This window comes from Streptomyces sp. DSM 40750 (assembly GCF_024612035.1).
In the GTDB taxonomy this organism is placed as follows: Bacteria; Actinomycetota; Actinomycetes; order Streptomycetales; family Streptomycetaceae; genus Streptomyces.
In genome coordinates, this window is the sequence record NZ_CP102513.1 from 2577679 (window position 1) to 2601379 (window position 23701).

Consider the following 23701-nt stretch of genomic DNA (forward strand, 5'->3'; position numbering starts at 1 on the left):
CAGCATGGACTTCGCATTCGACGCCCGTACGGAGGAGCTGCGCGCCAAGCTCCTCGCCTTCATGGACGAGTACGTCTACCCGGCCGAGGCCGTCGCCGAGGAACAGCGGGCGGAGCTGGCCTCGCCGTGGGACACGCCGGCCGTGGTGGAGGAGCTGAAGGCCGAGGCCCGCAGGCAGGGACTGTGGAACCTCTTCCTCCCGGACTCCGAGTACGGGGCCGGGCTCACCAACCTCCAGTACGCACCGCTCGCCGAGATCACCGGGCGCTCCCCGCAGCTGGCGCCGACCGCGCTGAACTGCGCGGCGCCGGACACGGGCAACATGGAGGTGCTGACCCAGTTCGGCGACGAGGCGCAGAAGAAGCAGTGGCTGGAGCCGCTGCTCGCCGGTGAGATCCGGTCGGCCTTCGCGATGACCGAGCCGGAGGTGGCCTCCTCGGACGCCACCAACATCACCACGCTGATCGAGCGCGCCTCCGACGGCACAGGCGACTACGTCGTCACCGGGCGGAAGTGGTACATCTCCGGGGCCATGAACCCCGACTGCCAGATCCTCATCGTGATGGGCAAGACGGACCCGAACGGGGCCGACGTCCGTCGTCAGCAGTCGATGGTGCTGGTCCCGCGTGACACTCCGGGGGTCACGGTGAAGCGGGCGATGCGGGTCTTCGGGTACGAGGACCACTACCACGGCGGCCATGCCGAGGTGATCTTCGAGGGTGCGCGTGTGCCGGCCGCCAACCTGATCGGCGAGGAGGGCGGCGGTTTCGCCATCGCCCAGGCCCGGCTCGGGCCCGGCCGTATCCACCACTGCATGCGGCTCATCGGGATGGCCGAGCGGGCGATCGAGCTGATGTGCCGGCGGGCGGTCGCGCGCGAGGCCTTCGGCAAGGCGCTCGCCCAGCAGGGGGTCGTGCACAACTGGATCGCCGATGCGCGGGTCGCGGTCGAGCAGTTGCGGCTGCTGGTGCTGAAGACGGCCTGGATGATGGACACGGTGGGCAACAAGGGCGCCCACACCGAGATCCAGGCGATCAAGATCGCTACGCCGCGGACCGTGGTGGACATCATCGACCGGGCGATTCAGCTGCACGGTGCGGGGGGTGTCAGTCAGGACTTCCCGCTGGCGGAGCTGTACGCGGGGGCGCGGACGCTGATGATCGCGGACGGGCCCGATGAGGTGCATCAGCGGTCGCTGGCCCGGCGGGAGCTGAAGCGGTACGTGTGACCGCCGGTGGGGGTACCGGGGGGTTGCCGGTTGACCGCGGGTGAGTGGGGGCTGGTCGCGCAGTTCCCCGCGCCCCTCAAAAAGCGGGGAACCGGGCGAGCCACGACGACCGATCCGCACCCGAATACGCGCCTACGGGCGCAGCGCCCGCAGCAGCAGGTCCGCCAAGTGGTCCGCGACCTCCTGCGGACTCATCGGGCCGTCCGGGCGGTACCACGTCGACAGATGGTGGACCGAGCCGAAGTGGTAGTCGACCACCAGGTCGGCCGGGGTCGCCTTGGAGAAGACGCCGGCCTCCTGGCCCTCTTCCACGAGCGCGCGGAAGCGCTCGTGGTAGAGGCGGCGTTCGGCACGGACCTGTTTGTTCTTCTCGGGGCTCAGGTGGTGCATGGAGCGGAAGAAGATCATCGCGTCGTCGAGATTGTCGATGGTGGTGACGACGACATCGGCGGCGGCCCCCCGCAGCCGCTCCTCGACCGGCGCGTCGGCCCCCGCGAACGCGTCCAGGCGCTCCTGCTGGATGCGCAGTACGCGCGCGTACACCTCGTGCAGCAGGTCGTCCTTGGAGCCGAAGTAGTGGTACAGCGCGCCCTTGGTGACGCCGGCCGCCTCGACGATCTCCTGCACGGAAGTGCGGTCGTACCCCTTCTCGGCGAAGAGCCGGGTGGCGGCGGCCAGCAGCCGCTGCGGGACAGGAGTACCGTCCCCGTCCGTCGTCCTGGGCACTGCCGCCACCTGCCTTCCGAGGTTCTGTTGTCGCCTACTGGTCGCCCGCCGACCCTCGGCCGGTTCCCGACCGGCCGGAATCGGGGGCTCCCGTCGGAGGATCATCGCACTTCCGGAGCCCCGTCCGCCGGGCAGGGCGGTCAGCCGGTCGTCTCCCACTTCTGCTGGATGTGGTTCATGTTCGTCAGCCAGCGGTCCGGGTCGGCGGCCCGCGCCTGGTAGAAACCGGCCACCTCGGGGTGCGGCAGGATCAGGAAACGGTCCTTCTCGATGCCCTCGAAGAGCGCGTCGGCCACGTCCTCCGGCTCGATCGCGGTCGGCGCCAGCACCAGGTCGCCCGCGCTGCCGGAGGCCGTCAGCATGTCGGTGCGCACGCCCTGCGGGCAGATCGCGTGGACCTTGATCCCCCGGTGCCGGTAGGTGAGGGACAGCCATTCGGCGAAGGCGTACGCCCCGTGCTTGGTGACGCTGTAGGGCGCCGCGCCGATCATCGTGAGCAGCCCCGCCGCCGAGACCGTGGACACGAAACGCCCGCTGCCCCGCTCCAGCCAGGCCGGCAGCAACTCCTGGGCCGCCCGCACGTGCGCCATCACGTTCACGTCCCAGGCGAGCGCCCAGACCTTCTCGTCGGCCGCTTCCGTACCGCCCGAGGCGAGACCGGCGTTCGCGCAGTACACGTCCACGGTGCCGCCGAGCGCGTCGCGCGCCGACGAGACGATCGCCGACGCGTCGCCGGGCACCGCGACCCCGCCGATCTCCTCGGCCACGGCCTTGGCCCGGTCACCATCCAGGTCGTTCACGACGACCCGGGCGCCCGCAGCCGCGAACCTCCGCGCCAGAGCGGCCCCGATACCGCCTCCCGCTCCTGTGACCACCACACCCGCACCCTGCACGGCTCCCACGTTCGGTCTCCTTCGACGCGACGTACCACGAACGGCTCCACTCGGACGGCCAGACTAACCGGTCGGTATGTCACTGAGAAAGGGTGCCAGCTGCTTTTAGGGGCGCGGGGAACCGCGCGACCAGCCACACACATCCCGCAGACCTACAAACCACCCGCGGAAGCGCTTAGCTTGCACCTACACCGCTTCCCGCGATGACGGAGGTCACCCCCATGCACCTCTCCCGCCGCTCCCTGCTCGCCGCCACCACCGCCGCCGCAGGCATAAGCGCACCTCCCCCAACCGAGGCGGTCCGCCCGGGGCAAGGGCTCCGCACCGGCTTCGAGCGCCTGGCCGCCCACGGCTACACAACCCTCCGCGGCCAGAAGACCGGCATCGTCACCAACCCCACCGGCATCACCAGAGACGCCCGCCACATCGTCGACGTGATGCACGCCGACGACCGCGTGGACCTCAGGGCCGTCTTCGGCCCTGAGCACGGCTTTCGGGGCACCGCCCAGGCCGGCGGCTCCGAGGGCCGCTACGACGACCCGGCGACCGGACTGCCGGTCCACGACACCTACCTGAAGAGCGGCCGGCCCCTCGCGGACATCTTCACCGCCTCCGGCGTGGACACGGTCGTCTTCGACATCCAGGACGTCGGCGCCCGCTTCTACACGTACATCTGGACGCTGTACGACTGCATGGAGGCGGCCCAGCTCGCGGGAAAGCGCTTCGTGGTGCTTGACCGGCCGAACCCGGTGACCGGCCGGAGCGCCCAAGGGCCCGTGCTGCACAAGGAGTTCGCGACGTTCGTCGGACGGCAGCCGATCTCGCAGGCGCACGGGATGACGGTGGCGGAGCTGGCGCGGCTGTTCAACGAGGAGTTCCTCACCACGCCCGTACCGCTGGAGACCGTGCTGATGTCGGGGTGGAGGCGGTCGCGGTTCTTCGACGACTCGGGGCTGCCCTGGGTGCCGCCGAGCCCGAACATGCCGACTCCGGACACGGCACTCGTGTACTCCGGCACGTGTCTCTTCGAGGGGACGAACCTGTCGGAGGGGCGCGGCACGACCCGGCCGTTCGAACTGCTCGGCGCGGAGGGCGTCGACCGGCGGTGGGCGGCCGCCGCGAACGGACTCGGTCTGCCCGGCGCGCACTTCAGGGAGGCGTACTTCGCGCCGACGTTCTCCAAGTTCCAGGGGAAGACCATCGGCGGCGTACAGATCCATGTCCATGACCGGGCCGCGTACGACCCCGTGCGCACCGGGATCGGCCTCCTCGTGACCGCCAAGAAGGTGTGGAGCGGCTTCGCCTGGCGCCCGGACAACTGGATCGACAAGCTGACCGGCTCGGCGCGGGTGCGGACGATGATCGACGCGGGGGCGGACACGGACGAGGTCGTGGCGGGCTGGCAGGAGGAGCTGGCGGCGTTCCGCGAGGTGCGCGAGGAGTACCTGCTCTACCGATGAGCGACAAACGCCGTACGTGACGTATGGCCATCTTTCGCCGTTGGCAGGACCATGCGCCTGAGCGCACCACCAACGGGGGCCGAAGGGGGCTCGTCATGGCGGATCCGGATATGAGCGTGACTCCCTACTGGGAACTGACCTTCGACGCGGACGGGGACGTGGACGCCGGCCAGCGGGACCGGCTGCTCGACGGGGTCGGGAAGCGCGGGGTCGTGGACCTGGTCGTCTTCGCGCACGGCTGGAACAACGACCGGTCCGGCGCGACCCGGCTCTACAGCCGCTTCTTCGCCCCGTTCCCCACGCTCGCACCGCACGCCGAGCTGGGCTACGTCGGCGTGCTGTGGCCGTCGATGCGGTTCTCGGACGAGCCGATCGGGGACTTCAAGCCGGTGGCCGTGGCGCCCAGCCGGCCCGCGCTCGACAAGAACACCCGGCACGCGCTGCTGGAGGTGTTCCCGGGGCGGGCCACGATCGTCGAGCAGCTCGCGCGGCTGCTGGACCAACGGCCCGACGAGGGCGCCTCGTTGGAGGAGTTCGGGCGGCTCGTCCGGCTGCTGGTGGAGGTGCCGCCACAGGGGCCGCAGGGCGCGTTCACGGCGGACACGATCGCGGAGGGGGTGCCGGAGGGCACGCCCGGGATGCTGTGCGGGGACGCGGTCACGGTGTGCGCGGACTTCGCGACGGCGCTGGCGGAGGTCGAAGGAGGCATGACCCCCGCCGGAGAACCGGCCACCGGAGAATCGTCCGCGAACCCCTCCGCCGTCATGTCCGGAGCCGCCGTCCGTCTGCCGCAGGCCTGGGACGGCGCCCATGAACTCCTGCGTCAGGCGACGTACTTCGCGATGAAGCGCCGCGCGGGCACCGTCGGCGAGCGCGGCCTCGGGCGGCTGCTGGGGCAGCTCGCGCGGACGGCGCCGAACGTGCGAGTGCACCTGGTCGGGCACAGCTTCGGCGCGCGTCTCGTGTCGTTCGCCCTGCGCGGGCTGCCGGAAGGCGTACACGGCGTGAAGTCGGTGACGCTCCTTCAGGCGGCCTTCTCGCATTACGCGTTCGCGGCGCGACTGCCCCACGACACACGCGCGAGCGGCGTGCTGAACGGTCAACAGAAGCGGATCGACGGCCCGTTGGTGTGCTGCCACTCCAGACACGACTCGGCGCTCGGCACGATCTACCCGCTGGCCTCCCGGATGGCGGGCGACGCGCGGACGGTGCTGGGCCTGAGCGTGAACAGCCTGCTGGGCGGGAAGTGGGGCGCCCTCGGCTACGGCGGGGTCCAGGCGGTGAAGGGCACCCGTTCGTTCAAGCTCGCGGACGCCCTCAAGGCCCAGCTGCCCACGTCCGGCTGTGTGAACATCGACGCGGCCGCCGTCGTGAAGACCGGCGGCCCGCCGTCCGGGGCGCACAGCGACATCTGTCACCGGGAGTTGGCACGGGTGGTGCTGGCGGCGGGCCGTATCACCTGAGCCGACCCGCCACCGCACTCGGGCGTGCCGGTGTTCACCTGTGCGAGGTGAACTCCACGACCTGCTGGTAGGTCGGCCGGTTCTGCCAGCTGATCTTGTTGTGCTTGATGCCTCCCAGGGCCCGCTGGACGATCGAGTCGGCGCACCACTGGTCGCCGGCCGAGCAGTGGTCGTCGCCGGGGTAGACCTGCGCGGCGGTCTTGCCGGCCGCCTCCTTGAGGGTGTTGATCAGGAGGGTGCGGCAGGCGCTGAGGCTGCCGCCGCCGCAGTACTGGTTCGCCAGCGGGCCCCGCACCGACTCACCCAGCACCGAGCGGATGTCCTTGTCGACATAGCTCCACCAGCCGTACTGGAAGGAGCTGCCGGCGTGGGAGCCGGTCGGGCCGTGCGCGGCCGACGGGGACTCGTCGATGGGCAGGTTGGCGGTGATGGCGGTGTACAGGTCGGTGCCGAGGCCGGGTTCGAACTGGGCCTTCACCAGCAGCGGCCACCAGGCGTCCAGGATGCGGATCGCCTCGGCGTTGGCGTAGGTCTTGGAGCCGGCGGAGGTCTCCGTGCGTTTCGAGCCGGATGTGACCCAGGTCTGCAGCTTGCTGACCGCCGCGGCGGCCGTGGAGTCGGTGACCGTGCTGCTGTTGATGACCTTCAGCAGGTCCGGGACGACGTCCTCGGCCCGCAGGTCGGCGAGGCCCGCCTCGGCCATGGCCTTCGTCAGCGAGGCCCTGGTGACCCCGCCCGCGGCGACCAGCCGCTTCACCCGGTCGTCGAGCAGGTTGCCGCGGTGGACCGAGCCGTTGCCCCAGGGGGCGGTGGTGTAGTCCTTGGCCTGCTTGTTGTTCCAGGAGATGTAGTAGTCCTGGTCGATGGAGTTGGGGTGGGCCGAAGGGGCGGTGTAGTCGGCGGTGTTGGTGGTCGGGTTCCAGTTGCGCCACTCGTACGCCGCCTGGGCCCAGGCCGGGAACTCGGGGTCGACGTTCGCGGCACGCACGGGGTTGTCGCCGCTGTTGTAGTACGCGGTGCGGGTGGAGTCGGCGTAGAACCAGTTGAAGGTGTAGTTGATGTTCTGGACGGCCTTCTGGAAGGTCTCCGGGCCCTTGACGTAGTCCGGGTCGTTCAGCATCTGGAAGCCGATGATCGACTCGGCCTCGTTCAGATACGAGGAGCGCAGGGTGGTGTAGGCGACCTTCTTGCCGTCGACCGTGGCGCGGTGTGTCACGGGGCCGTACTTGGTGCGCCAGACCTGCATGCGGTAGGAGCCGGCCGGGGTGGCGTCGGCGGTGCTGGGCTTCCAGGCGTTGGTCTGCTCGACCTTCTCCATGGGCGTGCAGGTGCCGCGGTAGAGGTAGTGGACGTCGTCCTGGCAGAGTTCGACGGCGTACGCGTCGATGATGTCCTGGCCGGAGGTGGTGGCGCTCCAGGCGTAGTCCTGACCCCGGCCGAGTTCGACGTACATGCTCAGGCCCGCGAAGGAGGCGCCGCGGGCGCTGATGCCCGGGCCCTGGATCTCCTGGAGCATGAGCAACTGGGGGGCGAAGTAGCCGGTCTGGGGCCCGAAGACGGCGATGGGACGGCCGCTCGCGGTGTGCTCGCCGCTGACGACGAGGGCGTTGGACATACCGCGCCGGGCCGAGCTGAGGGCGCTCTCGGTCGCCTCTGACGAGACGCTCGTGGAGGCGGCGGTGGCCGCGCTGCCCGTGCGGTCGTGGACCAGCGGCTCCTCGGCGACCGAGCCGTCGTCGGGCAGGGCCGTGCCCTGCGGGTTGTCGGGCTTGGTGGCATAGGGGAAGCTGCCGTCGCGGACGGTGAGGGCGGCCTCGGGGTCGTTGCGCTCGCGGAAGGACTCCCAGACCTCGGTGCCCTCGGTGACGCCGTACTTCTCCTGGGCGGCCAGCAGGGACAGGGCGTTGTTGACCTCGCCGCCGCCCCCGGAGCCGAAGAGGGCGCCGATGACGGAGGCCAGCGCGACCAGGTCGGTGGGCTTGAACTTCTCGATGGTGCCGGCGTTGGTGACGGAGTCCTTGTGGCCGGTCAGGACGTACTCGCCGGGGAAGTAACGGCCGCTGTCGGAGGCGTCGATGTAGGCGTTGATGCCGGCGACGTAGGCGTTGACGTCGGCGAGGGCCAGCTGCCCGCGCTCGCCGTTGGAGGCCACCGCCTTGTCGATCTGGGCCTGGAGATCGGCCTCGGTGTACGGGGCGTGGCGCCAGAATTCCTGTTCAAGGCCCTGGTTGGACGCGGCGCCGCCCGCGAACGGGGTCAGCTTGCCGCGGCCGACGTGCCGGAAGACGTCCATCAGCCACAGCCGGTCCTGGGCGGCCGCGTAGCCCGCGCCGAACTCGGTTCCGTAGCGGGTGGTGCCCGTGATGTGCGGCACACCGGTCTTCTTGTCGCGCACGATCGTGACGTCGGTACGGCCGGCCGGGTTCAGGGTGGAGGCGACCTGGCCGGCGGCGACGCCGAAGGAGGCGTCGTTGAAGAAGGTGTTGATCGTGGCGTTGGTGAGCCCCGAGTAGCCGGTGGCCAGGTTGTTGTAGGGCCCGAGCTGGTTGCTCGCGTTCTCCGGCATGGTGCCGAAGCCCTGGTTGAGGAGGATCTGGGCGAGGGTGGCGTTGCCGTTCTGGCCGGGCGGCAGGATGTCCGAGCACTGGCCGCCGCAGTAGTCGGTCACGGCCGCGGCCTCGACTGACTCGGTGTCAGCCGCCGCTGCCGGGGAAGCCGGGGAAAGGGGAGACAAAAGACCGGCAACGAGTGCGCATATCGAGGCGGCCTTGAGGAACTCCGGGAATCTACGGGGAGTTCTCAGTCTGTCCGGTGCGTTGCGTGAGGTGCGTGGGGTGCGCCATGACATGGCAGCTCCTCCCGACGGGGGTGGGCCGGATGTTACCGCCGGTATCCCCGGGATTGAAGATGAACATGCGTCACGTTTTCGGGATCACCGCGCCGCTCCCCGGGCGGCGCCGGACCGAAGACGGAGACCACCGCCACCGGACAGGTGACTCACAGCGTGAACAGGTACTCAGAAGTAGTCGTAAGCACACAAGAAGAAGCCAGGAACAGTCAGACGTAGGCAGGAATGGTCCGTGAACGGCTCAGCAGACGACTTATGGAGGTCATCGGAAATCGGATGGAGCCGAATCGCGTGTCGATACGTCTATTCGGCGACGTCCCGACGACGACGCCGAAGTGACCGAAGTACAGGTGCAGGTGTGACGGAGGTGCAGGGCGATGGCGGGTTTCCGGAGTCTGGCAAGACAGGTGCGAGATCCACGGTGCGACCTGGCACTGCGGCGTTATTCGCTGCGCAAGTGCCTTGAGAGGTTCGCCCCCTACGGGCATCGGGCGACCTGGGACCACTTGTGCTCCCGGGCCGGGTTCGGCCCCGAGGACCGCAACCCCGATCCAGCGCGGCTCGTGGCCGCACTGGACGAGTTGGAGGAGGCCCGCTCCGTCTGGCTCGACTACGAGGTGCAGTTCGCGCAGCGCCGCAAGAAGGAGAAGTACGACGGGCTGCGCAGGCCGGGCAGTGTCGACGACTGGCACCGGCTGACCTGGGGCGGGTTCGGAGTCGCCTGGTGCGACGATCCGAAGGTCCATCCCCATGAACCGATGGCGGATGTGCTGCGCCGGCTCATCGCCGCGCTGGAGCGCGAACCGGGCTCGACCTGCCCGGTGTGCGAGGGCGAGCGCCTCGTCTGGATGTACGACCTGGCCCATGAACCGTCCTCGGGCCCGGTCTGCACGGAGTGCGGAATCGTGGTGCCACGACCGGTGCTCACGCCCGAGGCCCTGGCGGAGTCCAGGCGCGGACGGCTGCTGATCTCGGCGTAGCGCGGCGGGGGTGCGCCGGGGATGCCGCACCCCCGTGTATGAGCGGCGCGCACGACCGGAATGACGGGTACGACCCCGACGTCCGCGTGGACGGCTAGGGCTTCTTGACGTCCGTGTGGATGGCGAGCTTGAACTCGGCGAGGGTGAGCGCCGTGGCCCGCTTGGTGTCCCCCAGCCCACGCGTGGATATCTTGAGGCCGAGCGGCATGTCCTTGTGCACGAACATCTGCCACATGTAGGTGCGGAACTGGCCGCCCCGGGTCAGCGCGCTGTCCGTGGTGCCCGTCGAGTCGTACTTCTTCTTCGTCAGGTTCAGGGGGTCCCGCACGAAGCGGGCCCGGTACTCCAGCGCCTTGGGGTCCGCCTCCCAGAACACCATCGCGGAGAGCACGCCCCAGCCGTCGTGGCTGGGCCAGATCAGTCCGGAGCGCGGATCGGGGAACTTCGACGCGGTGTCGCCGCCGTTCGCCGGGTCGTGCATCTTCCAGGGGTCGTACGACTCCTCGGTCGTGTCGTACGGGAAGCGCACCAGGTGGTAGCCGTCCGAGTCGTAGGTGATCCTCTGTACGCCCGAGTGCGCCTTCTCCCACTTCAACGAACATATGACGACGCTCATCGACGTCCCCTCCCCTTTGCCGGAGGGCGCGCGGTGATACCCCCTCCGTGTTCATGACACAGTCTCGGCGAAAGCGGTTGCACCGGGGATGGGGACGCGCCGGGGGCGGTGATTCACAGGTTCGGCCACAACCGGTCTCGCGGGGGCTCGTGAAGCCGTCGAAGGCGGTGTCGATGTCGGCGAGGGCCACCTCAAGAGCGGGTGACGACAAGGGAGTGCGTCCCGTCAGGACTCGTACCGGACGGTGTTCCGTCCGTCTGTCCGGCGACCGAAGATCGCGACCCTACCAGCCGCAAATATGCTCGCTCCACCCCATTCCCGTACGGACAGTGGAGGGCGATGGAACCGAACTGAGCACCCGAGGAGTGCCCGATGTCGACGCTGCGCGTCACCGCCGAAGTGCTGACGATCCACGAACACCCGAACGCCGACGCGCTCGAACTGGCCCAGGTGGGCCTCTACCGAGCCGTCGTCGCCAAGGGCGCCTACCGCACCGGTGACACCGCCGTCTACATCCCGGAGCAGTCCGTGCTCCCGACCGGGCTGATCGAGGAGCTGGGGCTGACCGGACGGCTGGCGGGCGGCAGGTCCGACCGGGTGAAGGCGGTACGGCTGCGGGGCGAGCTGTCGCAGGGCATCGTCTGCCGCCCGCGGGCGCTCGCGGACGTGGACCTGTCGGCCGCCGTCACCGACGGCACGGACTTCGCGGAGCGGCTCGGCATCGTCAAGTGGGTGCCGCCGATCCCTCCGACGATGAGCGGCGAGGTCGAGTCGGCGCCGAGCCTGCTGCCCTGGGTCGACATCGAGAACATTCAGCGCTATCCGGATATCTTCACCCCCGGCGAGCAGGTCGTCCTGACCGAGAAGCTGCACGGAACGGCGTGCCTGGTGACGTACTCCGCCGACGACGGCCGCGTCCAGGTGTCCTCGAAGGGCTTCGGCTCGAAGTCTCTCGCCCTCAAGGAGGACCCGCGCAACCTGTACTGGCGCGCCGTCCACGGCCACAAGGTGGCCGAGGCCGCGTCCCGGCTCGCCGAGCGGCTCGGGGCGCGCCGGGTCGGGATCTTCGGTGAGGTGTACGGCGCCGGGGTGCAGGACCTGACGTACGGCGCGGACGGGCGCCGCGACACGCTCGGGTACGCCGTGTTCGACGTCTCCGCGGAGATCGGCGGCCAGGTCCGCTGGCTGGACCCGGCGGAGCTGTCGGAACTGCTCGACGGCGAGCTGCCGTTGGTGCCGAGGCTGTACGAGGGCCCGTACGCCATCGACCGGGTTCTGGAGGTGGCCACCGGCCGGGAGACGCTGTCCGGGCGGGATCTGCATCTGCGCGAGGGGGTCGTGATCCGGCCGGCCGCCGAGCGGTACAGCCCGGTGACCGGCGGGCGGGCCATCGCGAAGGCGGTCAGCCCGGCGTATCTGACCCGTAAGGGCGGCACCGAGTACGAGTGAGGCCCCCCCCCCCCCCACGGGATCTCCGGGGGACTCGTGGGGCCCGGGTCCGGGAGCCGCTCAGCAGCGGCTCCCGGGCTCCTCCTGTTCCACCGTGCGCCGCGACGGCTCCCGTGGCTCCGGCTGTACGTCGGCCATCCGGCGCTCGACCATGAGGCGGGAGCCGCTCCGCCGTTCGCCGAAGACGTCGTCGGGGTTGGACAGCACACAGGTGGCCAGGGACAGACAGCCGCAGCCGATGCAGTCGGTGAGGTGGTCGCGCAGCCGGTTGAGCTGCTTGATCCGCTCGTCCAGCTCGGACCGCCAGGCCTCGGAGAGGTGGGCCCAGTCCTCGCGGGTGGGTGTGCGCTCCTCGGGCAGTTCGGCGAGCGCGTCGCGGATCGTGGCGAGCGGGATGCCGACGCGCTGCGCGGCCCGGACGAAGGCGACACGGCGCAGGGCGTCTCGGCTGTAGCGTCGCTGGTTGCCCGTGGTGCGGCGGCTGCTGATCAGCCCCTTGGACTCGTAGAAGTGCAGGGCGGAGACGGCGGCACCACTACGGGCGGACAGCTGGCCGACGGTCAACTCGTGGATCTTCTCAGGGATCTGGGGCACCCCTCCGAGCCTACCCACACCCGACAGGGTCGCGGTCCGTTGACAGGGGCTGCGCAGCCGACCATGCTAAGCAGTTGCTTAGACATGGTGAACCACCATGCTGGACATGGTTGACACGGATGCAGCGGGCATCCGGGATGCGGGAGGCCGGGACATGGCAGAGCCGAGGATCTTCACGTCCGCCGACGAGCTCAAGGCGGCGGTGGGCGAGCAACTGGGCCACAGCGACTGGCTGGAGGTCGACCAGAAGCGGATCGACCTCTTCGCCGAGGCGACCGGCGACCACCAGTGGATCCACGTCGACCCCGAGAAGGCCGCGGCCGGTCCCTTCGGCACGACCATCGCCCACGGCTATCTGACCCTGTCGCTGCTGCCCCTCCTGCTCCCCCAGGTACTCAAGGTCGACAACGTCAAGATGGGCGTCAACTACGGGACCAACAAGGTCCGCTTCCCCGCGCCGGTCCCGGTGGGCTCGCGCCTCCGCGCCACCGCCACGCTCCAGGAGGTCGCCGAGGCGGGTGGCGGGGTGCAGGTCACGGCCGCCGTGGTCGTGGAACGCGAGGGCGGCGAGAAGCCGGTCTGCGTGGCGGAGTCGGTGTCGCGGTACTACTTCTGAGCCCCGGCGAGGGGGCGACTCGCGGTGGGGCCGCTGTCGTCACCCTCGCCGGGACCATCCTGGCTCGGACCGCTCACGTCGGGGCGACCGCCCGGCCGGTCTGCGGTGAGATCATCCCGGCGCACAGGCCACGTCCGGACAGACCCTGCGCGATGCGCGGGATCGCCGCCAGCGTGTTCGCGGACCAGTCGTGCATGAGGATGACCTGGCCGTTGGTGAGCCGGGCGGCGGCCTGCACGATCGCGTCCGTACTGGCGCCGTTCCAGTCCTGCGAGTCGACGTTCCAGATGATCTCGGTCAGGCCGTACCTGGCCGCGACCAACTTCACCGTCGGGTTGGTCTCGCCGTACGGCGGCCGGAACAGCTTCGGTGTGCCGCCTCCCGCGTCGGCGATGGCCCGCTGGGTCCGGGCGATCTCCGAGTCGATCTGCGCCTGGTTCAGTCCGGTCAGGTGCGGGTGGGTGTAGCTGTGGTTGGCCACCCACATACCGGCGGCAACCTGGGCCCGGACCTGCGCGGGGTTGGCGGCGGCATGCTGGCCCTGGTTGAACATGGTGGCCCGCAGCCCGTGCCGCTGCAGTGCGTTGAGCAGGGCCGACGTGCTGCCGGACGGGCCGTCGTCGAACGTGAGTCCGACATAGCCATTGCAGGCGGCGGCCCGCGCCGGGGCCGCCGCGGCGCCCGTGAGCGCGAGAGGGACGACGCTCGCGACCGCCGTCGCGACGACGGCCAGCCGTCGCCCCAGCAGATGGAACGAGCGACTGGGTCCCCTGCTCACGAGGCCACCGTGATGCTGGAGTTGCCGCTGCTCTGGTATCCCTCGGTGGCCATGATCATGTAGTACCGGAAACTGCCGAGGGGCATTCCGGCGCGGCCCCAAGCGTCGAAGTGATTGCCGGTGGTGATGGCACCGCCCGTCCGCTTCGACTGCCGCACGCTCCAGTACTGGTCGAACGTACGGATGCCCTCGACGGACGGGGCGTTGTACCGCGTCGTCCTGTAGATGTCGTACGTGCCGCCGTCGCTGGTGACCGTGCCCTTGTACGCTCCCGTGGGCCGGTAGGTGCCCCAGTTGTCGACGATGTAGTACTCGACGAGCGGACTGGCCGTCCAGCCGTAGAGGGTCAGGTAGGCGTTGCCGGACGGATTGAACGAGCCCGAGTACCTCACGGTCCTGCGGGAGCCGTTGCTCCAGCCCTTGCCGGCGACGAAGTTCCCGGTGTTCCTCCAGGAGGTCCGGTAGGCGCCGCCGGCGGCCAGGGTCATGGAGACCGTGCCCTGGGAGTCGGTCCAGAACGAGTAGTAGAAGCCGTTGTTGTTGCCGGTCTGGTTGGTGGTGACGACCGTGTCCGCGTGGGCGGTGCCGGGCAGGGCCACCGCGGTCGCGGCGGCCAGCGCGGTCGTGCAGAGACCGCCCAGGAAGAGCCTGCGGCTCGGGGGCGGGGTGGATGTGGGTGCGGGTGCGGGTGCGTCGTTCATGCGCGTGCGCCCTCCTCGGGCCGTGGGGGTTCGCCCTTTCACCCAGGGAGTGTTGGCCTGCCCCTGTCAACTGTCAATAGTTTCGGCACCACGAACGAAACATTCGATCAGTCGGCGCGTGCGCGGAGAGGGAGTACCTGCTGGTCAGCGAGGCTTTCCGGGGACCCGCAACGGTGTGGGCAGGAGAGTCACCGCATCCTCACTCATGAGGGTCCCGAGATTCTTCGAATGTTTCGAAGAACGGCCCGATCGTCAAGGTCACTTCTTCGCGCCCACCATGCGCAGGACGAGGTCCGCGTAGAGGGAGCCGACCTCGTCGGGGGTGCGGGGGCCGTTCGCGTTGAACCAGCGGGCGACGTCGATACAGAGGGAGAGGACGGCGATGGTGGTGCCGCGGACGTCGAGGACGTCGAAGTCGCCGACGGCGACGCCGTCCTCGATGATGCCGCGGACGGCAGCGTCGTTCTCACGGCGGAGCGCGACGATCTCGGCGCGGGCGTCGGGGCCGAGGGCGTCGAGCTCGTACTGGACGACGCGGGCGACGGTGTGCTGCCCGGCGTGCCAGCGGACGAAGGACCGTACGGCCTCGGCGAGACGGTCGGCCGGACTGCCCTCGCCCTTGGCCGCCGTACGCAGGACATCGAGGGCCTTCTCGTGACCGATGCGGCTGATCCGGTGGAGCAGCTCTTCCTTGGTCTTGTAGTGGATGTACAGCGCGGCCGGGCTCATACCCGCGCGGCCCGCGATGTCGCGGGTCGTCGTCGCGTGGTAACCGCGCTCGGCGAAGGCCTCCACGGCGGCCACCAGCAGCCGCCGGGCCGCGTCCGGGTTGACCTCGGCCCACGGCTGTGGTTCGCCGCCGGCCGTCTCCTCCGCCGTACTCATCGCTCGTTCGCCCCTTCCGATGGCTCGACACCACCATACCGCCGAAAGGTGAGCGAGCGCTTAGAAGGCCCGCTCAGGGCGATGCCGTACCGGGCTGTGCCGTACAAGGCCGGGGCTTGTCAGAGCTTCTCGAAGGGGTCGTGGTCCGCGAGGAGCTTCTCCAGCCTGGCCTGGTCGACCCGGCTGACGATCTGGCCGGCCTCCTGCCGGTCGCGGATCACCTTGGCCAGGGTGAAGGACGAGGTCACCAGGTAGAGGACCGCGATGGCCAGGAAGGAGCGGACCCAGACATTGGCGTCCAGGTTGTAGATGCCGACGGTGGTGGCCCCCATGGCGACGATGAAGGAGGCGACGGCCTGGCCGTAGAAGGCCGCCGTGCTCTGCTGCTTGACCGGTGTCTCACTCATGGGGACATGGTTCGGCAGGTGTGGCTCGGGCCACATCCGTCGGGATACTCAGACGGCGGGCCCGCGTACTCAGAACGCCGAGTCAGAACGCCGACACTCCTGTCAGCGCCCGCCCGATGAGCAGTTTCTGTATCTGACTGGTGCCCTCGTAGAGGGTCATCACGCGGGCGTCGCGCAGGAGTTTGCCGGCCGGGTACTCGTCGATGTAGCCGTAGCCGCCGAAGACCTGGAGGGCGTTGTTCGCGGCGCGGACGGCGGCCTCGGAGGCGAAGAGCTTGGCCTTGCTGGCCTCGGTGGCGAAGGGTTGGCCCCGGTCGACGAGGTCGGCGACGCGCCAGGTGAGCAGCCGGGCCGCGTCGACGTCGACCGCGATGTCGCTGATGAGTTCCTGGACGAGCTGGTGGTGGGCGATGGTCCTGCCGAACTGCTCGCGTTCGCCGGCGTGTCGCACCGCCACGTCGAGTGCGGCCTGGGCGATGCCGACGCAACCGGCCGCGACCGACATCCGGCCCTTGGCGAGCGCGGACATGGCGACGGTGAAGCCCTTGCCCTCCGGGCCGAGCATCGCGGAGGCGGGGACGCGGACATCCTCCAGGACCAGTTCGGCGGTGGCCTGGCCGCGCAGGCCGAGCTTGCCGTGGAGGGGGCGGCGGGTCAGGCCGGGGGTGTCGGCGGGGACGAGGAAGGCGGAGATCCCCTTGTGGCCGGGGGCGTCGGTGGAGCGGGCGAAGAGGAGGACGACATCGGCCCAGGTGCCGTTCGTGATGAACATCTTGGTGCCGTTGATGACATAGTCTCCCCCGCTCTCGGCTCCGCTCGAGCGGGAGGTGCCCCCATCCTCCCGCACCGCACGGGTGGTGAGGTTGCCCGCGTCGGAACCGGTGCCGGGTTCGGTGAGGCCGAAGCAGCCGACGTACTCCCCCGCCGTGAGCCCCGGCAGCCAGCGGCGCCGCTGGTCCTCGTCGCCCCAGGCCGCGATCGTCTTCGCGACCAGGCCGAGGGAGACGGAGACGATGCCGCGCACGGAGGAGTCGCCGCGGCCGAGTTCCTCGGTGACCAGGCAGTACGCGAGGTGGTCACCGCCGGAGCCGCCGTACTCCTCGTCGATGGTGAGCCCCAGGAAGCCGACCCCGGCGAGCTTCTTCACGATGGACCGGTCGACGTTCTCGGCGCGGTCCCAGGGGATGACGTGCGGGGCGATCTCGCGCTCCACGAAGTCCCGGGCGAGCTGCCGTACGGCGGTCTGCTCCTCGCTCAGCTCAAGGTTCACGTCGGATCACCCCATCACGAGATCACGCTCGGGCCTGCTCACGCCCGCTAAATTATCACTGCTAGTTTAATTGTGCAGCCCTACTATGTGCGCCATGGCCCGACCGCGCAAGCCCTTGCTGAGCACCGCCCGCATCGTGGAGACGGCGCGGGCGCTGGTGGACGCGGAGGGGCTGGCGGCGGTCTCCACACGGCGGCTCGCCGCCGAGCTGGGCGTGAGCGGGCCCTCGCTCTACAACCACTTCCGGACCATGGACCAGATTCTGGAGGCCGTCGCCGACTCGGTGAGCGCGCAGGTCGACCTGTCGATGTTCGAGGACGGACGGGACTGGCGCACCGCGCTGCACGACTGGGCCGTCTCGTATCGGGCCGCCCTGCGTGACCATCCGAACATCGTGCCGATCCTCGCGCGTGGCCCCGGGCGGCGGCCGGCGGGGCTCCGGGTCGCCGACGTGGTGTTCGGCGCCATGGTCGAGGCAGGATGGCCCACCGCGCAGGCCACGTCCGTCGGGGCGTTGATGCGGTACTTCATCATGGGGTCCGCGATCGGGTCGTTCGCCGGGGGGTTCGTCGACGACGAGAGCGCGTACGACCCGGCCGACTATCCCCACCTCGGGCAGGCCCATCTGCTGGCCGAGCAGCAGGAGAAGGTGGACGAGCGGGCGTTCGAGGTCGGGTTGAGGGCGTTGCTGGACGGGTTGGAGCGGCAGTACGAGCGGGTGCGGCGGGACGGGGATTGTTAGGTGCGCGGTGGCCGGCGCTGGGCGGGGGGAGTCGCTTGCCGGCGCTGACAGGGTGCCGCCCGCACCTACCCGTGCCGCCCCAGCGACACGACTGCCCGCAGCCTCACGTCGGCCGGTGGCGGCTGTGCCTGGCGGGCGTGGCGGTGTCACGGTCCCGGGCGCGCACCCGGGAGACGGCCGACGCGGCGGCGAGCCCGGCCGGCGCCGCGCCCACGGATGTGGTTCCGGGGCACGGCGCGGACGGCAGACGCGGGACTGGCTTTCGACTCACGGACTAACCCTCGGTTCGTGAACTCGCCCTCCCCGCGAGAACCTTGATCGACACGAGGGCGATCACCGAGAGCCCGATGATGTACGCGGACACCGCCATGGACGTGCCCGTGGCCTCCAGGAGGAGGACCATCAGGAACGGGGCGAGGCCGCCGCCGAACACCGCGGCGATCTGGTAGCCGAGGGAGGCTCCCGTGTACCGCATCTCGGGGGTGAACAGCTCGGCGAACAGGGCGGCTTGAGGGCCGTACATGATGCTGAGGAAGCAGCTGGCGACGAACGTGCCGACGGCGAGCCACAGCAGGGAGCCGGTGTCGATGAGCAGGAACAGCGGGACGGCCCACAGGGCGATGCCGGCCGCGCCGAACGCGTAGATCCGGATACGGCCGACGCGGTCGGAGAGAGCCGCGGCGGCGGGGATCAGCACCAGCTGGGTGAGGCTGACGCAGAGGGAGACGGCGAGGACCGCGCTGCGTTTCATGTCGAGTTCGCGGGTGGTGTAGTCGAGGACGCCGGTGATGAGGATGTAGAAGGTCGCGGTGTTCACGGCGAAGGAGCCGCCGGCGAGGAAGACCGTGCCGAGGTGGCCGCGGAGGATCGTCCTGAGCGGGGAACCCTTCTCGCTCCTCTCCTTCTCCGTCAACGCCCGTTCCGCCGCCCGGAATTCGGGTGTCTCCTCGACATGGCGGTGGATGTACCAGGCGAGGACGAGGACGAACAGGCCGACCAGGAAGGGCACGCGCCAGCCCCACGCGGCGAACGCCGAGTCGCTGGTGGCGGCGCCCACGGCGAGGAACATCGTGTTGGCGCTGACCACGCCGATGGGGACGCCGAGTTGGACGAAGCTGCCGTACACCCCGCGCTTGCCCGCCGGGGCGTACTCGGTGGCCAGCAGCATCGCGCCGCCCCACTGGGCGCCGACGGCGACGCCCTGGGCGACACGGAGGAGGACGAGCAGGATCGGAGCGGCGATCCCGATCGTCTCGTACGTGGGGAGGAGACCGATGCCGGTGGTGGCCAGACCCATCAGGGTGAGGGCCAGGACGAGCATCGGCTTGCGGCCGCGTTTGTCGCCGAGGTGACCGGCGACGACTCCGCCGAGGGGGCGGGCGAGAAAGCCGACGGCGAAGGTGGCGAACGCGGCGAGGACTCCTGCGGAGGAGCTGCCGGCCGGGAAGTAGAGGTCGCCCAGGACCAGGGCCGCTGCTATGCCGAAGACGAAGTAGTCGTACCACTCCACGGCCGAGGCGAGCGCCGCGGCGGTGGCCACCTTGCGGTGGCTCTGGGGTCGGGGGGTGGTGGCGGGGGTGGGAAGGGAGGAGGAAGGAGCGGTGTCCATGCGTGCACACTCCGGTGGGTGCGGGGACGTTCCCGGGAACGTACTGACCGGACGGTATGTAGGTCAACGGTCGTGCACGGGTGGGTTCGCGTGACGGGTGAACCGTGCGGCTGCGGGTGGGTGGGGGCTGGTCGCGCGGTTCCCCGCGCCCCTGAAGGGACCGGGCGGAACCCCTGCTCCCAGGCGCTCCACGAACCACCCGCACCACGAATCAGAACGTCACCAGAGCCCGGCCGCCCTTGCCCGCCCGCATGTTGTCGAAGGCGGCCGGGATGCCGTCCAGGGAGATGCGGTCGGTCACCAGGGCGCTCAGGTCCAAGCGGCCGGCCCTGATGTGTTCGGCGAGGATCGGGAGGTCGCGGGTGGGGTCGGAGTTGCCGTAGACGCAGCCCGAGAGGGTACGGCCCCAGTGGAAGAGCTCCAGCGCGTTGAAGGTGACCTGCTGGTCCTTGCCGCCGATGCCGACGACGGTGGTGCGGCCGCCGCGCCGGGTGGAGTCCCAGGCCGCCCGGATGGTGACCGCACGGCCGACGCACTCCACGGCGACGTCCACGCCCTGCTTGCCGGTGAGCCCACGGACCTCGCGGGCGGTGTTCTCGGAGGCCACGACGTACTCCGTGGCCCCCGCCGCACGCGCCAGCTCCTCCTTGGCCGGGGAGACGTCCACGGCGACGATCCGGGACGCGCCCGCGATCCGCGCCGCCTGCAGCGCGGCCAGCCCGACCCCGCCCGCCCCGAACACGGCGACGGTCTCGCCCTCCCTGACCCGCGCGGAGTGGTGGACCGCGCCGTAGCCGGTGAGGACGGCGCAGCCGAGCAGGGCCGCGTCGGTGAGCGGGACGCCGTCCGGGGCGGGGAGCACACAGCCGGCGGCCACGACCGTCTCCTCCGCGAAGGCGGCCACGTTCAGACCGGGGTGAAGGTCGGCGCCGTCGGAGGCGCGCCGGGCGTACACGTTTCCGGCGCCGAGCAGCGCGTTCGCGCACAGCCACACCTCGCCGAGCGAGCAGGCGTGACAACTCCCGCAGGAGGGCGCCCAGTTGAGGACCACGCCGTCGCCGGGCGCGACATGGGTGACCCCTTCGCCGACCGCGAGGACCGTGCCCGCGCCCTCATGGCCGAGCACCGCGGGCACCGGCACCCGCATGGTCCCGTCGGACAGCGACAGGTCGGAGTGACAGACTCCGGCGGCGGCGAGCCGCACCCGGACCTGGCCGGGCCCGGGATCCGGCAGCTCGATCCCGGTGATCTCCAACGGAGCACCGACGGCGGGCAGTACGGCGGCTCGAACGGCCATGGGGGGACGACTCTCCTACGCTCGTGGGGACAAGGACTCGCTCGGCCCGGCGGTCAGGAACGGCTCACCCGGTACCGGCTCTCACCCGGTGCCTGTTCGGAACCGTCGCGCCGTCGGCCCGAACGCGGTCAGAACTGAAGGGACTTGGTCTGCAGGTACTCGGCCAGGCCGTGTGCGCCGAGTTCGCGGCCCACTCCCGACTGCTTGTAACCACCGAAGGGGGCCAGCGGGTTGAAGCGGCCGCCGTTGATGTCGACCTGGCCGGTGTCCATGCGGCGGGCGAAGGCCACGGCCTCGGTGTCGTCGCCGGCCCAGACCGCGCCGGCCAGGCCGTAGACCGTGCCGTTGGCGATCCGCAGGGCGTCGGCCTCGTCCTCGTAGCGGAGGATGGACAGGACCGGGCCGAAGATCTCCTCCTGGGCGATGGTCATCTCGGGGGTCACGTCGGCGAACACGGTGGGGCTGACGAAGTAGCCCCGCTCATGCGGGGATTCGGGGCCGCCGGCGATCAGACGGGCACCCTCGGCGACGCCCTGCTCGATGTAACCCCGCACGCGTGTCCGCTGCTTGGCGTTGACCAGCGGGCCGATGCGGTCGCCGTACTTCGCGGCGGCGGCCGCGGCCAGCTCGACGGCCTCGTCGTACTGGGAGGTGTGGACGAGCATGCGGGTCCAGGCGCTGCACGTCTGGCCGGAGTTGGACATGACGTTGGCGACGCCGACGCCCACCGCCTTGGTCAGGTCGGCGCTCGGGAGGATCACGTTGGCGGACTTGCCGCCGAGTTCCAGGGCCACCTTCTTGATGGCGGCCCCCGCGGTGGCGGCGATGCGCCGGCCCACCGCCGTGGAGCCGGTGAAGGAGACCAGGTCGACGCCGTCGTGCTCGGCGAGCGCCTGCCCGGCGACCGGGCCGAGGCCGGTGACCAGGTTGAAGACCCCGGCGGGTACGCCCGCCTCGTGCACCGCCTCCGCGAAGAGCTGGGCGGTCAGCGGGGTGTCCTCGGCGGGCTTCAGGACGACCGTGCAGCCCGCGGCGAGGGCCGGGGCGACCTTGGCGACGATCTGGTGGAGCGGGTAGTTCCAGGGGGTGATCGCGCCGACGACGCCGATGGGCTCGTGGTGGACGGTCGAGTTGCCGACCTTCTCCTCGAAGGCGTGCTTCGCGGCCAGTTCGGCGTACGAGCCGGCGACCGCGACCGGCAGGTCCGCGTGCACCCTCTGGGAGAACGGCAGCGGCGAGCCCAGCTCCGCCGTCACCGTCTCGGCGATCTCCTCCCGGCGCGCGGCGAGCGCGTCGCGGACCGCGCCGATGAGCGCGCCCCGCTCGGCGGGCGGGGTCGCGGCCCAGCCGGGGAGGGCGGCTCGGGCGGCCCGAACGGCGGCGTCGACGTCCTCGGCGGTGCCCGCCGGGACCCGGTCGATCACCTGCTCGTCGGCCGGGTTCACGACCTCGATCGTGTCGGTGCCGACGGCGGGCCGCCAGCTACCGCCGATGTACATACCGTCGTGTGCCTTCATCGTGCTGCCTCCCGGGCGGAGCCGTGTCGTCCGCACCAAAAACTAGCCCTGATAGTTTTCCGGCACCAGAGCCTCGGACAGTGAGGCAGGACTCGTCACCGCCGCCCGTCGACGGCAGCGCGGTGGCCCGGCCTCAGAAGTCCACCAGCGTCCGGTCGTCGACCCTCGCCACCGCCTCCTGCGCGAACGCCTTCTGGTAGTCGCTGCGGATCTCCTCGATCTTCCGGTCCTTCGCGCCGGCCTCCGTCACCGGATACAGCAGGATCAGCTCGTACGACCGCTCCCTCTCGATGGTCCCGCTCGCGTCCCGCCACTGCCCGCGCCCCTCCTGCACGGTCAGGCCGCCCGGAAACCCGGGTGTCACCTCCCGGTCGACGAAGTCCATGAACTGCCGGTCGGTGACGGCCGGACCGCCGTCGGGCCGCTCGGTGCCGAAGAAGAGCCGCGTCTCGACGTACGGCGTGCCGCGCGCCGGGGCGACGACGGAACCGGTGGCGGCGTCGTCGGTGAACGCGGCGTACGCGGTCGGGGCGCCGACGGCGAGCAGACAGGCGGCCACCGCGACGGCGGCCCGGGGGCGGGTGAGGTGCGAGGGCATGCCTCCACCTCTAACGGGATCACCGTCTCCGGATCCGTCGGCCGCGCCGGTACCGGGCCGGGCGTGCGTCCGTACGCCCCGGGTGCTCGCCGAGGCGCGGATCGCTCGCCCCGCGCGCCCGTTCACGTCGTGCGCGCGGGTCACCGGGTCGCGGTGAGGTGGGCGAAGACGACGACATTGCTCGCGTATCCCTTCCGCCGGTCGTACGTCCCGCCACAGGTGATCAGGCGCAGTTCGGGGCGGCCGCGGTGGCCGTACACCTCCTTGTTGGGGAAGCGGGCCTTCTCGTACGTCTTCACGGCGTCCACGGTGTAGACCGCGGTGCGGCCGTCGGCCCGCCGGACCTCCACGGTGCGGCCGGGCTTGATCATCTCCAGCGCGGCGAAGACGGCGGGACCCGTCCGGGTGTCCCGGTGGCCGACGACGACCGCGGTGCCGGGCCCGCCGGGTGCGGGCCCCTCCGCGTACCAGCCGACCAGCTTGGGCTTGTCGTCCGGAGGCGCGGGAAGCCGCCGGTCGCTGTCGAGCCGGAGCCTCATGACCGAGGCCTTGATGCCGAGGTAGCGGATGCTGAGGGTCTTGGCCCGGGAGGGCGGGAGGGTACGGGGCCGGGCGGGTCGCTCGGGCTTGGCCGGCCGGGTGGCGGCGGGCCTCACGGAAGGGGTGCGCCCGGCCGCCGACGGCGTGGTGGGGGCGGCGGATGTCGGCCTCGTGGGCCTGCCGGGCTCCGGTCCTGTGGGTTCGGCGGGCGTGGGCCGCGCGGGCTTTGCGGGCTCCCGGCTCACCCGCCCGGTCCGCTGAGGCCTCTCAGCCCGCTCGGTCCGCTGAGGCCTCTCAGCCCGCCCGGTCCCCTCGTCGGCCGTGGTCCTCGGAGAGGCGGCACGGGAGGGGGCGTCGGGCGGCGGGGGTGTGAAGTACAGGGGCGCCCGGGGGCGCGGTGCCCCCGCACCGCGCCCCTTGGTGTCGGCCCGGGCGGCGCCTGCCTCGGCGGGGTCGGTCCGCTCGCCGTCCTGCGCCCATTGGA

Annotated in this window: 22 protein-coding genes; 7 read left to right on the plus strand and 15 right to left on the minus strand. The window is 70.7% G+C overall.

Annotated elements, in window-relative coordinates:
* Positions 1-4: 4 nt before the first annotated feature.
* Positions 5-1228 carry an acyl-CoA dehydrogenase family protein gene (locus JIX55_RS11515; RefSeq protein WP_257563201.1) on the plus strand — a complete coding sequence of 408 codons (1224 nt, stop codon included), beginning with the start codon at positions 5-7 and terminating at the stop codon, positions 1226-1228.
* A 132-nt stretch (positions 1229-1360) separates the two neighbouring features.
* Here JIX55_RS11515 and JIX55_RS11520 read toward each other — a convergent pair whose 3' ends face one another.
* Together JIX55_RS11520 and JIX55_RS11525 are read right to left on the minus strand one after the other, a co-directional pair.
* Positions 1361-1954: a TetR/AcrR family transcriptional regulator gene (locus JIX55_RS11520; RefSeq protein ID WP_257563202.1), complete on the minus strand. Its 594-nt coding sequence runs from the start codon at positions 1952-1954 to the stop codon at positions 1361-1363.
* Between the two features lie 140 nt (positions 1955-2094).
* Positions 2095-2856, minus strand: coding sequence for an SDR family oxidoreductase (locus JIX55_RS11525; protein ID WP_257563203.1), 762 nt, complete (start codon positions 2854-2856; stop codon positions 2095-2097).
* 212 nt (positions 2857-3068) lie between these two features.
* Between JIX55_RS11525 and JIX55_RS11530 the strand changes: the two genes are divergently transcribed.
* Positions 3069-4307, plus strand: coding sequence for an exo-beta-N-acetylmuramidase NamZ family protein (locus tag JIX55_RS11530; protein WP_257569298.1), 1239 nt, complete (start codon positions 3069-3071; stop codon positions 4305-4307).
* A gap of 95 nt (positions 4308-4402) precedes the next feature.
* A complete protein-coding gene (locus JIX55_RS11535; RefSeq protein ID WP_257563204.1) occupies positions 4403-5770 on the plus strand; it encodes a serine-threonine protein kinase in 1368 nt (455 codons plus the stop codon).
* Between the two features lie 34 nt (positions 5771-5804).
* On the opposite strand, the gene JIX55_RS11540 is transcribed toward JIX55_RS11535, so the two are convergent.
* Complete coding sequence (locus JIX55_RS11540; protein WP_257563205.1) at positions 5805-8618, minus strand: penicillin acylase family protein; 2814 nt, start codon at positions 8616-8618, stop codon at positions 5805-5807.
* 377 nt (positions 8619-8995) lie between these two features.
* On the opposite strand from JIX55_RS11540, the gene JIX55_RS11545 reads away from it, so the two are divergent.
* The gene (locus JIX55_RS11545) at positions 8996-9598 is read left to right on the plus strand and encodes a hypothetical protein (protein WP_257563206.1); all 603 of its coding nucleotides are present in this window, start codon (positions 8996-8998) and stop codon (positions 9596-9598) included.
* 94 nt (positions 9599-9692) lie between these two features.
* On the opposite strand, the gene JIX55_RS11550 is transcribed toward JIX55_RS11545, so the two are convergent.
* Entirely contained in the window at positions 9693-10214 is a 522-nt protein-coding gene (locus tag JIX55_RS11550; RefSeq protein WP_257563207.1) for a hypothetical protein, read from the minus strand.
* Positions 10215-10586: 372 nt separating this feature from the next.
* Between JIX55_RS11550 and JIX55_RS11555 the strand changes: the two genes are divergently transcribed.
* Positions 10587-11663 (plus strand): RNA ligase (ATP), encoded by a 1077-nt coding sequence (locus tag JIX55_RS11555; RefSeq protein WP_257563208.1) that lies wholly within the window; start codon positions 10587-10589, stop codon positions 11661-11663.
* 60 nt (positions 11664-11723) lie between these two features.
* On the opposite strand, the gene soxR is transcribed toward JIX55_RS11555, so the two are convergent.
* A complete protein-coding gene (soxR, locus tag JIX55_RS11560) occupies positions 11724-12257 on the minus strand; it encodes a redox-sensitive transcriptional activator SoxR (protein WP_257563209.1) in 534 nt (177 codons plus the stop codon).
* Positions 12258-12411: 154 nt separating this feature from the next.
* Here soxR and JIX55_RS11565 point away from each other — a divergent pair, with 154 nt between their 5' ends.
* On the plus strand, positions 12412-12873 hold the full coding sequence (locus JIX55_RS11565; protein ID WP_257563210.1) for a MaoC family dehydratase: 462 nt from the start codon (positions 12412-12414) through the stop codon (positions 12871-12873).
* A 73-nt stretch (positions 12874-12946) separates the two neighbouring features.
* On the opposite strand, the gene JIX55_RS11570 is transcribed toward JIX55_RS11565, so the two are convergent.
* The 5 genes from JIX55_RS11570 to JIX55_RS11590 all read right to left on the minus strand — a co-directional run bounded on the left by JIX55_RS11570 (position 12947) and on the right by JIX55_RS11590 (position 16914).
* Entirely contained in the window at positions 12947-13651 is a 705-nt protein-coding gene (locus JIX55_RS11570; RefSeq protein WP_257563211.1) for a polysaccharide deacetylase family protein, read from the minus strand.
* Positions 13648-14352, minus strand: coding sequence for a glycoside hydrolase family 11 protein (locus tag JIX55_RS11575; protein WP_257563212.1), 705 nt, complete (start codon positions 14350-14352; stop codon positions 13648-13650). Before JIX55_RS11575 ends, JIX55_RS11570 begins: the two co-directional genes overlap by 4 nt.
* Before the next feature lie 258 nt (positions 14353-14610).
* Positions 14611-15237, minus strand: a complete 627-nt coding sequence (locus JIX55_RS11580) for a TetR/AcrR family transcriptional regulator (protein WP_257563213.1) — start codon at positions 15235-15237, stop codon at positions 14611-14613.
* A gap of 119 nt (positions 15238-15356) precedes the next feature.
* Positions 15357-15644, minus strand: coding sequence for a YiaA/YiaB family inner membrane protein (locus tag JIX55_RS11585; RefSeq protein WP_257563214.1), 288 nt, complete (start codon positions 15642-15644; stop codon positions 15357-15359).
* An 82-nt stretch (positions 15645-15726) separates the two neighbouring features.
* On the minus strand, positions 15727-16914 hold the full coding sequence (locus tag JIX55_RS11590; RefSeq protein ID WP_257563215.1) for an acyl-CoA dehydrogenase family protein: 1188 nt from the start codon (positions 16912-16914) through the stop codon (positions 15727-15729).
* Between the two features lie 94 nt (positions 16915-17008).
* Here JIX55_RS11590 and JIX55_RS11595 point away from each other — a divergent pair, with 94 nt between their 5' ends.
* The gene (locus JIX55_RS11595; protein WP_257563216.1) at positions 17009-17656 is read left to right on the plus strand and encodes a TetR/AcrR family transcriptional regulator; all 648 of its coding nucleotides are present in this window, start codon (positions 17009-17011) and stop codon (positions 17654-17656) included.
* A gap of 274 nt (positions 17657-17930) precedes the next feature.
* Here the strand turns inward: JIX55_RS11595 and JIX55_RS11600 are convergent, their stop codons facing one another.
* The 5 genes from JIX55_RS11600 to JIX55_RS11620 form a co-directional block, all read right to left on the minus strand.
* Positions 17931-19265 (minus strand): MFS transporter, encoded by a 1335-nt coding sequence (locus tag JIX55_RS11600; RefSeq protein ID WP_257563217.1) that lies wholly within the window; start codon positions 19263-19265, stop codon positions 17931-17933.
* A gap of 211 nt (positions 19266-19476) precedes the next feature.
* Entirely contained in the window at positions 19477-20562 is a 1086-nt protein-coding gene (locus tag JIX55_RS11605; RefSeq protein WP_257563218.1) for a Zn-dependent alcohol dehydrogenase, read from the minus strand.
* Between the two features lie 128 nt (positions 20563-20690).
* On the minus strand, positions 20691-22079 hold the full coding sequence (locus JIX55_RS11610) for an aldehyde dehydrogenase family protein (RefSeq protein WP_257563219.1): 1389 nt from the start codon (positions 22077-22079) through the stop codon (positions 20691-20693).
* 133 nt (positions 22080-22212) lie between these two features.
* Positions 22213-22677: a DUF3574 domain-containing protein gene (locus JIX55_RS11615; protein WP_257563220.1), complete on the minus strand. Its 465-nt coding sequence runs from the start codon at positions 22675-22677 to the stop codon at positions 22213-22215.
* Positions 22678-22817: 140 nt separating this feature from the next.
* Positions 22818-23462, minus strand: a complete 645-nt coding sequence (locus JIX55_RS11620; protein WP_443046703.1) for a class F sortase — start codon at positions 23460-23462, stop codon at positions 22818-22820.
* Positions 23463-23701 lie beyond the last annotated feature (239 nt).

Excerpts from the sequence above, each read along its gene's own strand:
- JIX55_RS11515 (WP_257563201.1), top strand. The coding sequence starts at position 5 with ATGGACTTCGCATTCGACGCCCGTACGGAGGAGCTGCGCGCCAAGCTC.
- JIX55_RS11530 (WP_257569298.1), top strand. The coding sequence starts at position 3,069 with ATGCACCTCTCCCGCCGCTCCCTGCTCGCCGCCACCACCGCCGCCGCA.
- JIX55_RS11535 (WP_257563204.1), top strand. The coding sequence starts at position 4,403 with ATGGCGGATCCGGATATGAGCGTGACTCCCTACTGGGAACTGACCTTC.
- JIX55_RS11540 (WP_257563205.1), bottom strand. The coding sequence starts at position 8,618 with ATGTCATGGCGCACCCCACGCACCTCACGCAACGCACCGGACAGACTG.
- JIX55_RS11545 (WP_257563206.1), top strand. The coding sequence starts at position 8,996 with ATGGCGGGTTTCCGGAGTCTGGCAAGACAGGTGCGAGATCCACGGTGC.
- JIX55_RS11550 (WP_257563207.1), bottom strand. The coding sequence starts at position 10,214 with ATGAGCGTCGTCATATGTTCGTTGAAGTGGGAGAAGGCGCACTCGGGC.
- JIX55_RS11555 (WP_257563208.1), top strand. The coding sequence starts at position 10,587 with ATGTCGACGCTGCGCGTCACCGCCGAAGTGCTGACGATCCACGAACAC.
- JIX55_RS11565 (WP_257563210.1), top strand. The coding sequence starts at position 12,412 with ATGGCAGAGCCGAGGATCTTCACGTCCGCCGACGAGCTCAAGGCGGCG.
- JIX55_RS11575 (WP_257563212.1), bottom strand. The coding sequence starts at position 14,352 with ATGAACGACGCACCCGCACCCGCACCCACATCCACCCCGCCCCCGAGC.
- JIX55_RS11580 (WP_257563213.1), bottom strand. The coding sequence starts at position 15,237 with ATGAGTACGGCGGAGGAGACGGCCGGCGGCGAACCACAGCCGTGGGCC.
- JIX55_RS11585 (WP_257563214.1), bottom strand. The coding sequence starts at position 15,644 with ATGAGTGAGACACCGGTCAAGCAGCAGAGCACGGCGGCCTTCTACGGC.
- JIX55_RS11595 (WP_257563216.1), top strand. The coding sequence starts at position 17,009 with ATGGCCCGACCGCGCAAGCCCTTGCTGAGCACCGCCCGCATCGTGGAG.
- JIX55_RS11600 (WP_257563217.1), bottom strand. The coding sequence starts at position 19,265 with ATGGACACCGCTCCTTCCTCCTCCCTTCCCACCCCCGCCACCACCCCC.
- JIX55_RS11605 (WP_257563218.1), bottom strand. The coding sequence starts at position 20,562 with ATGGCCGTTCGAGCCGCCGTACTGCCCGCCGTCGGTGCTCCGTTGGAG.
- JIX55_RS11610 (WP_257563219.1), bottom strand. The coding sequence starts at position 22,079 with ATGAAGGCACACGACGGTATGTACATCGGCGGTAGCTGGCGGCCCGCC.
- JIX55_RS11615 (WP_257563220.1), bottom strand. The coding sequence starts at position 22,677 with ATGCCCTCGCACCTCACCCGCCCCCGGGCCGCCGTCGCGGTGGCCGCC.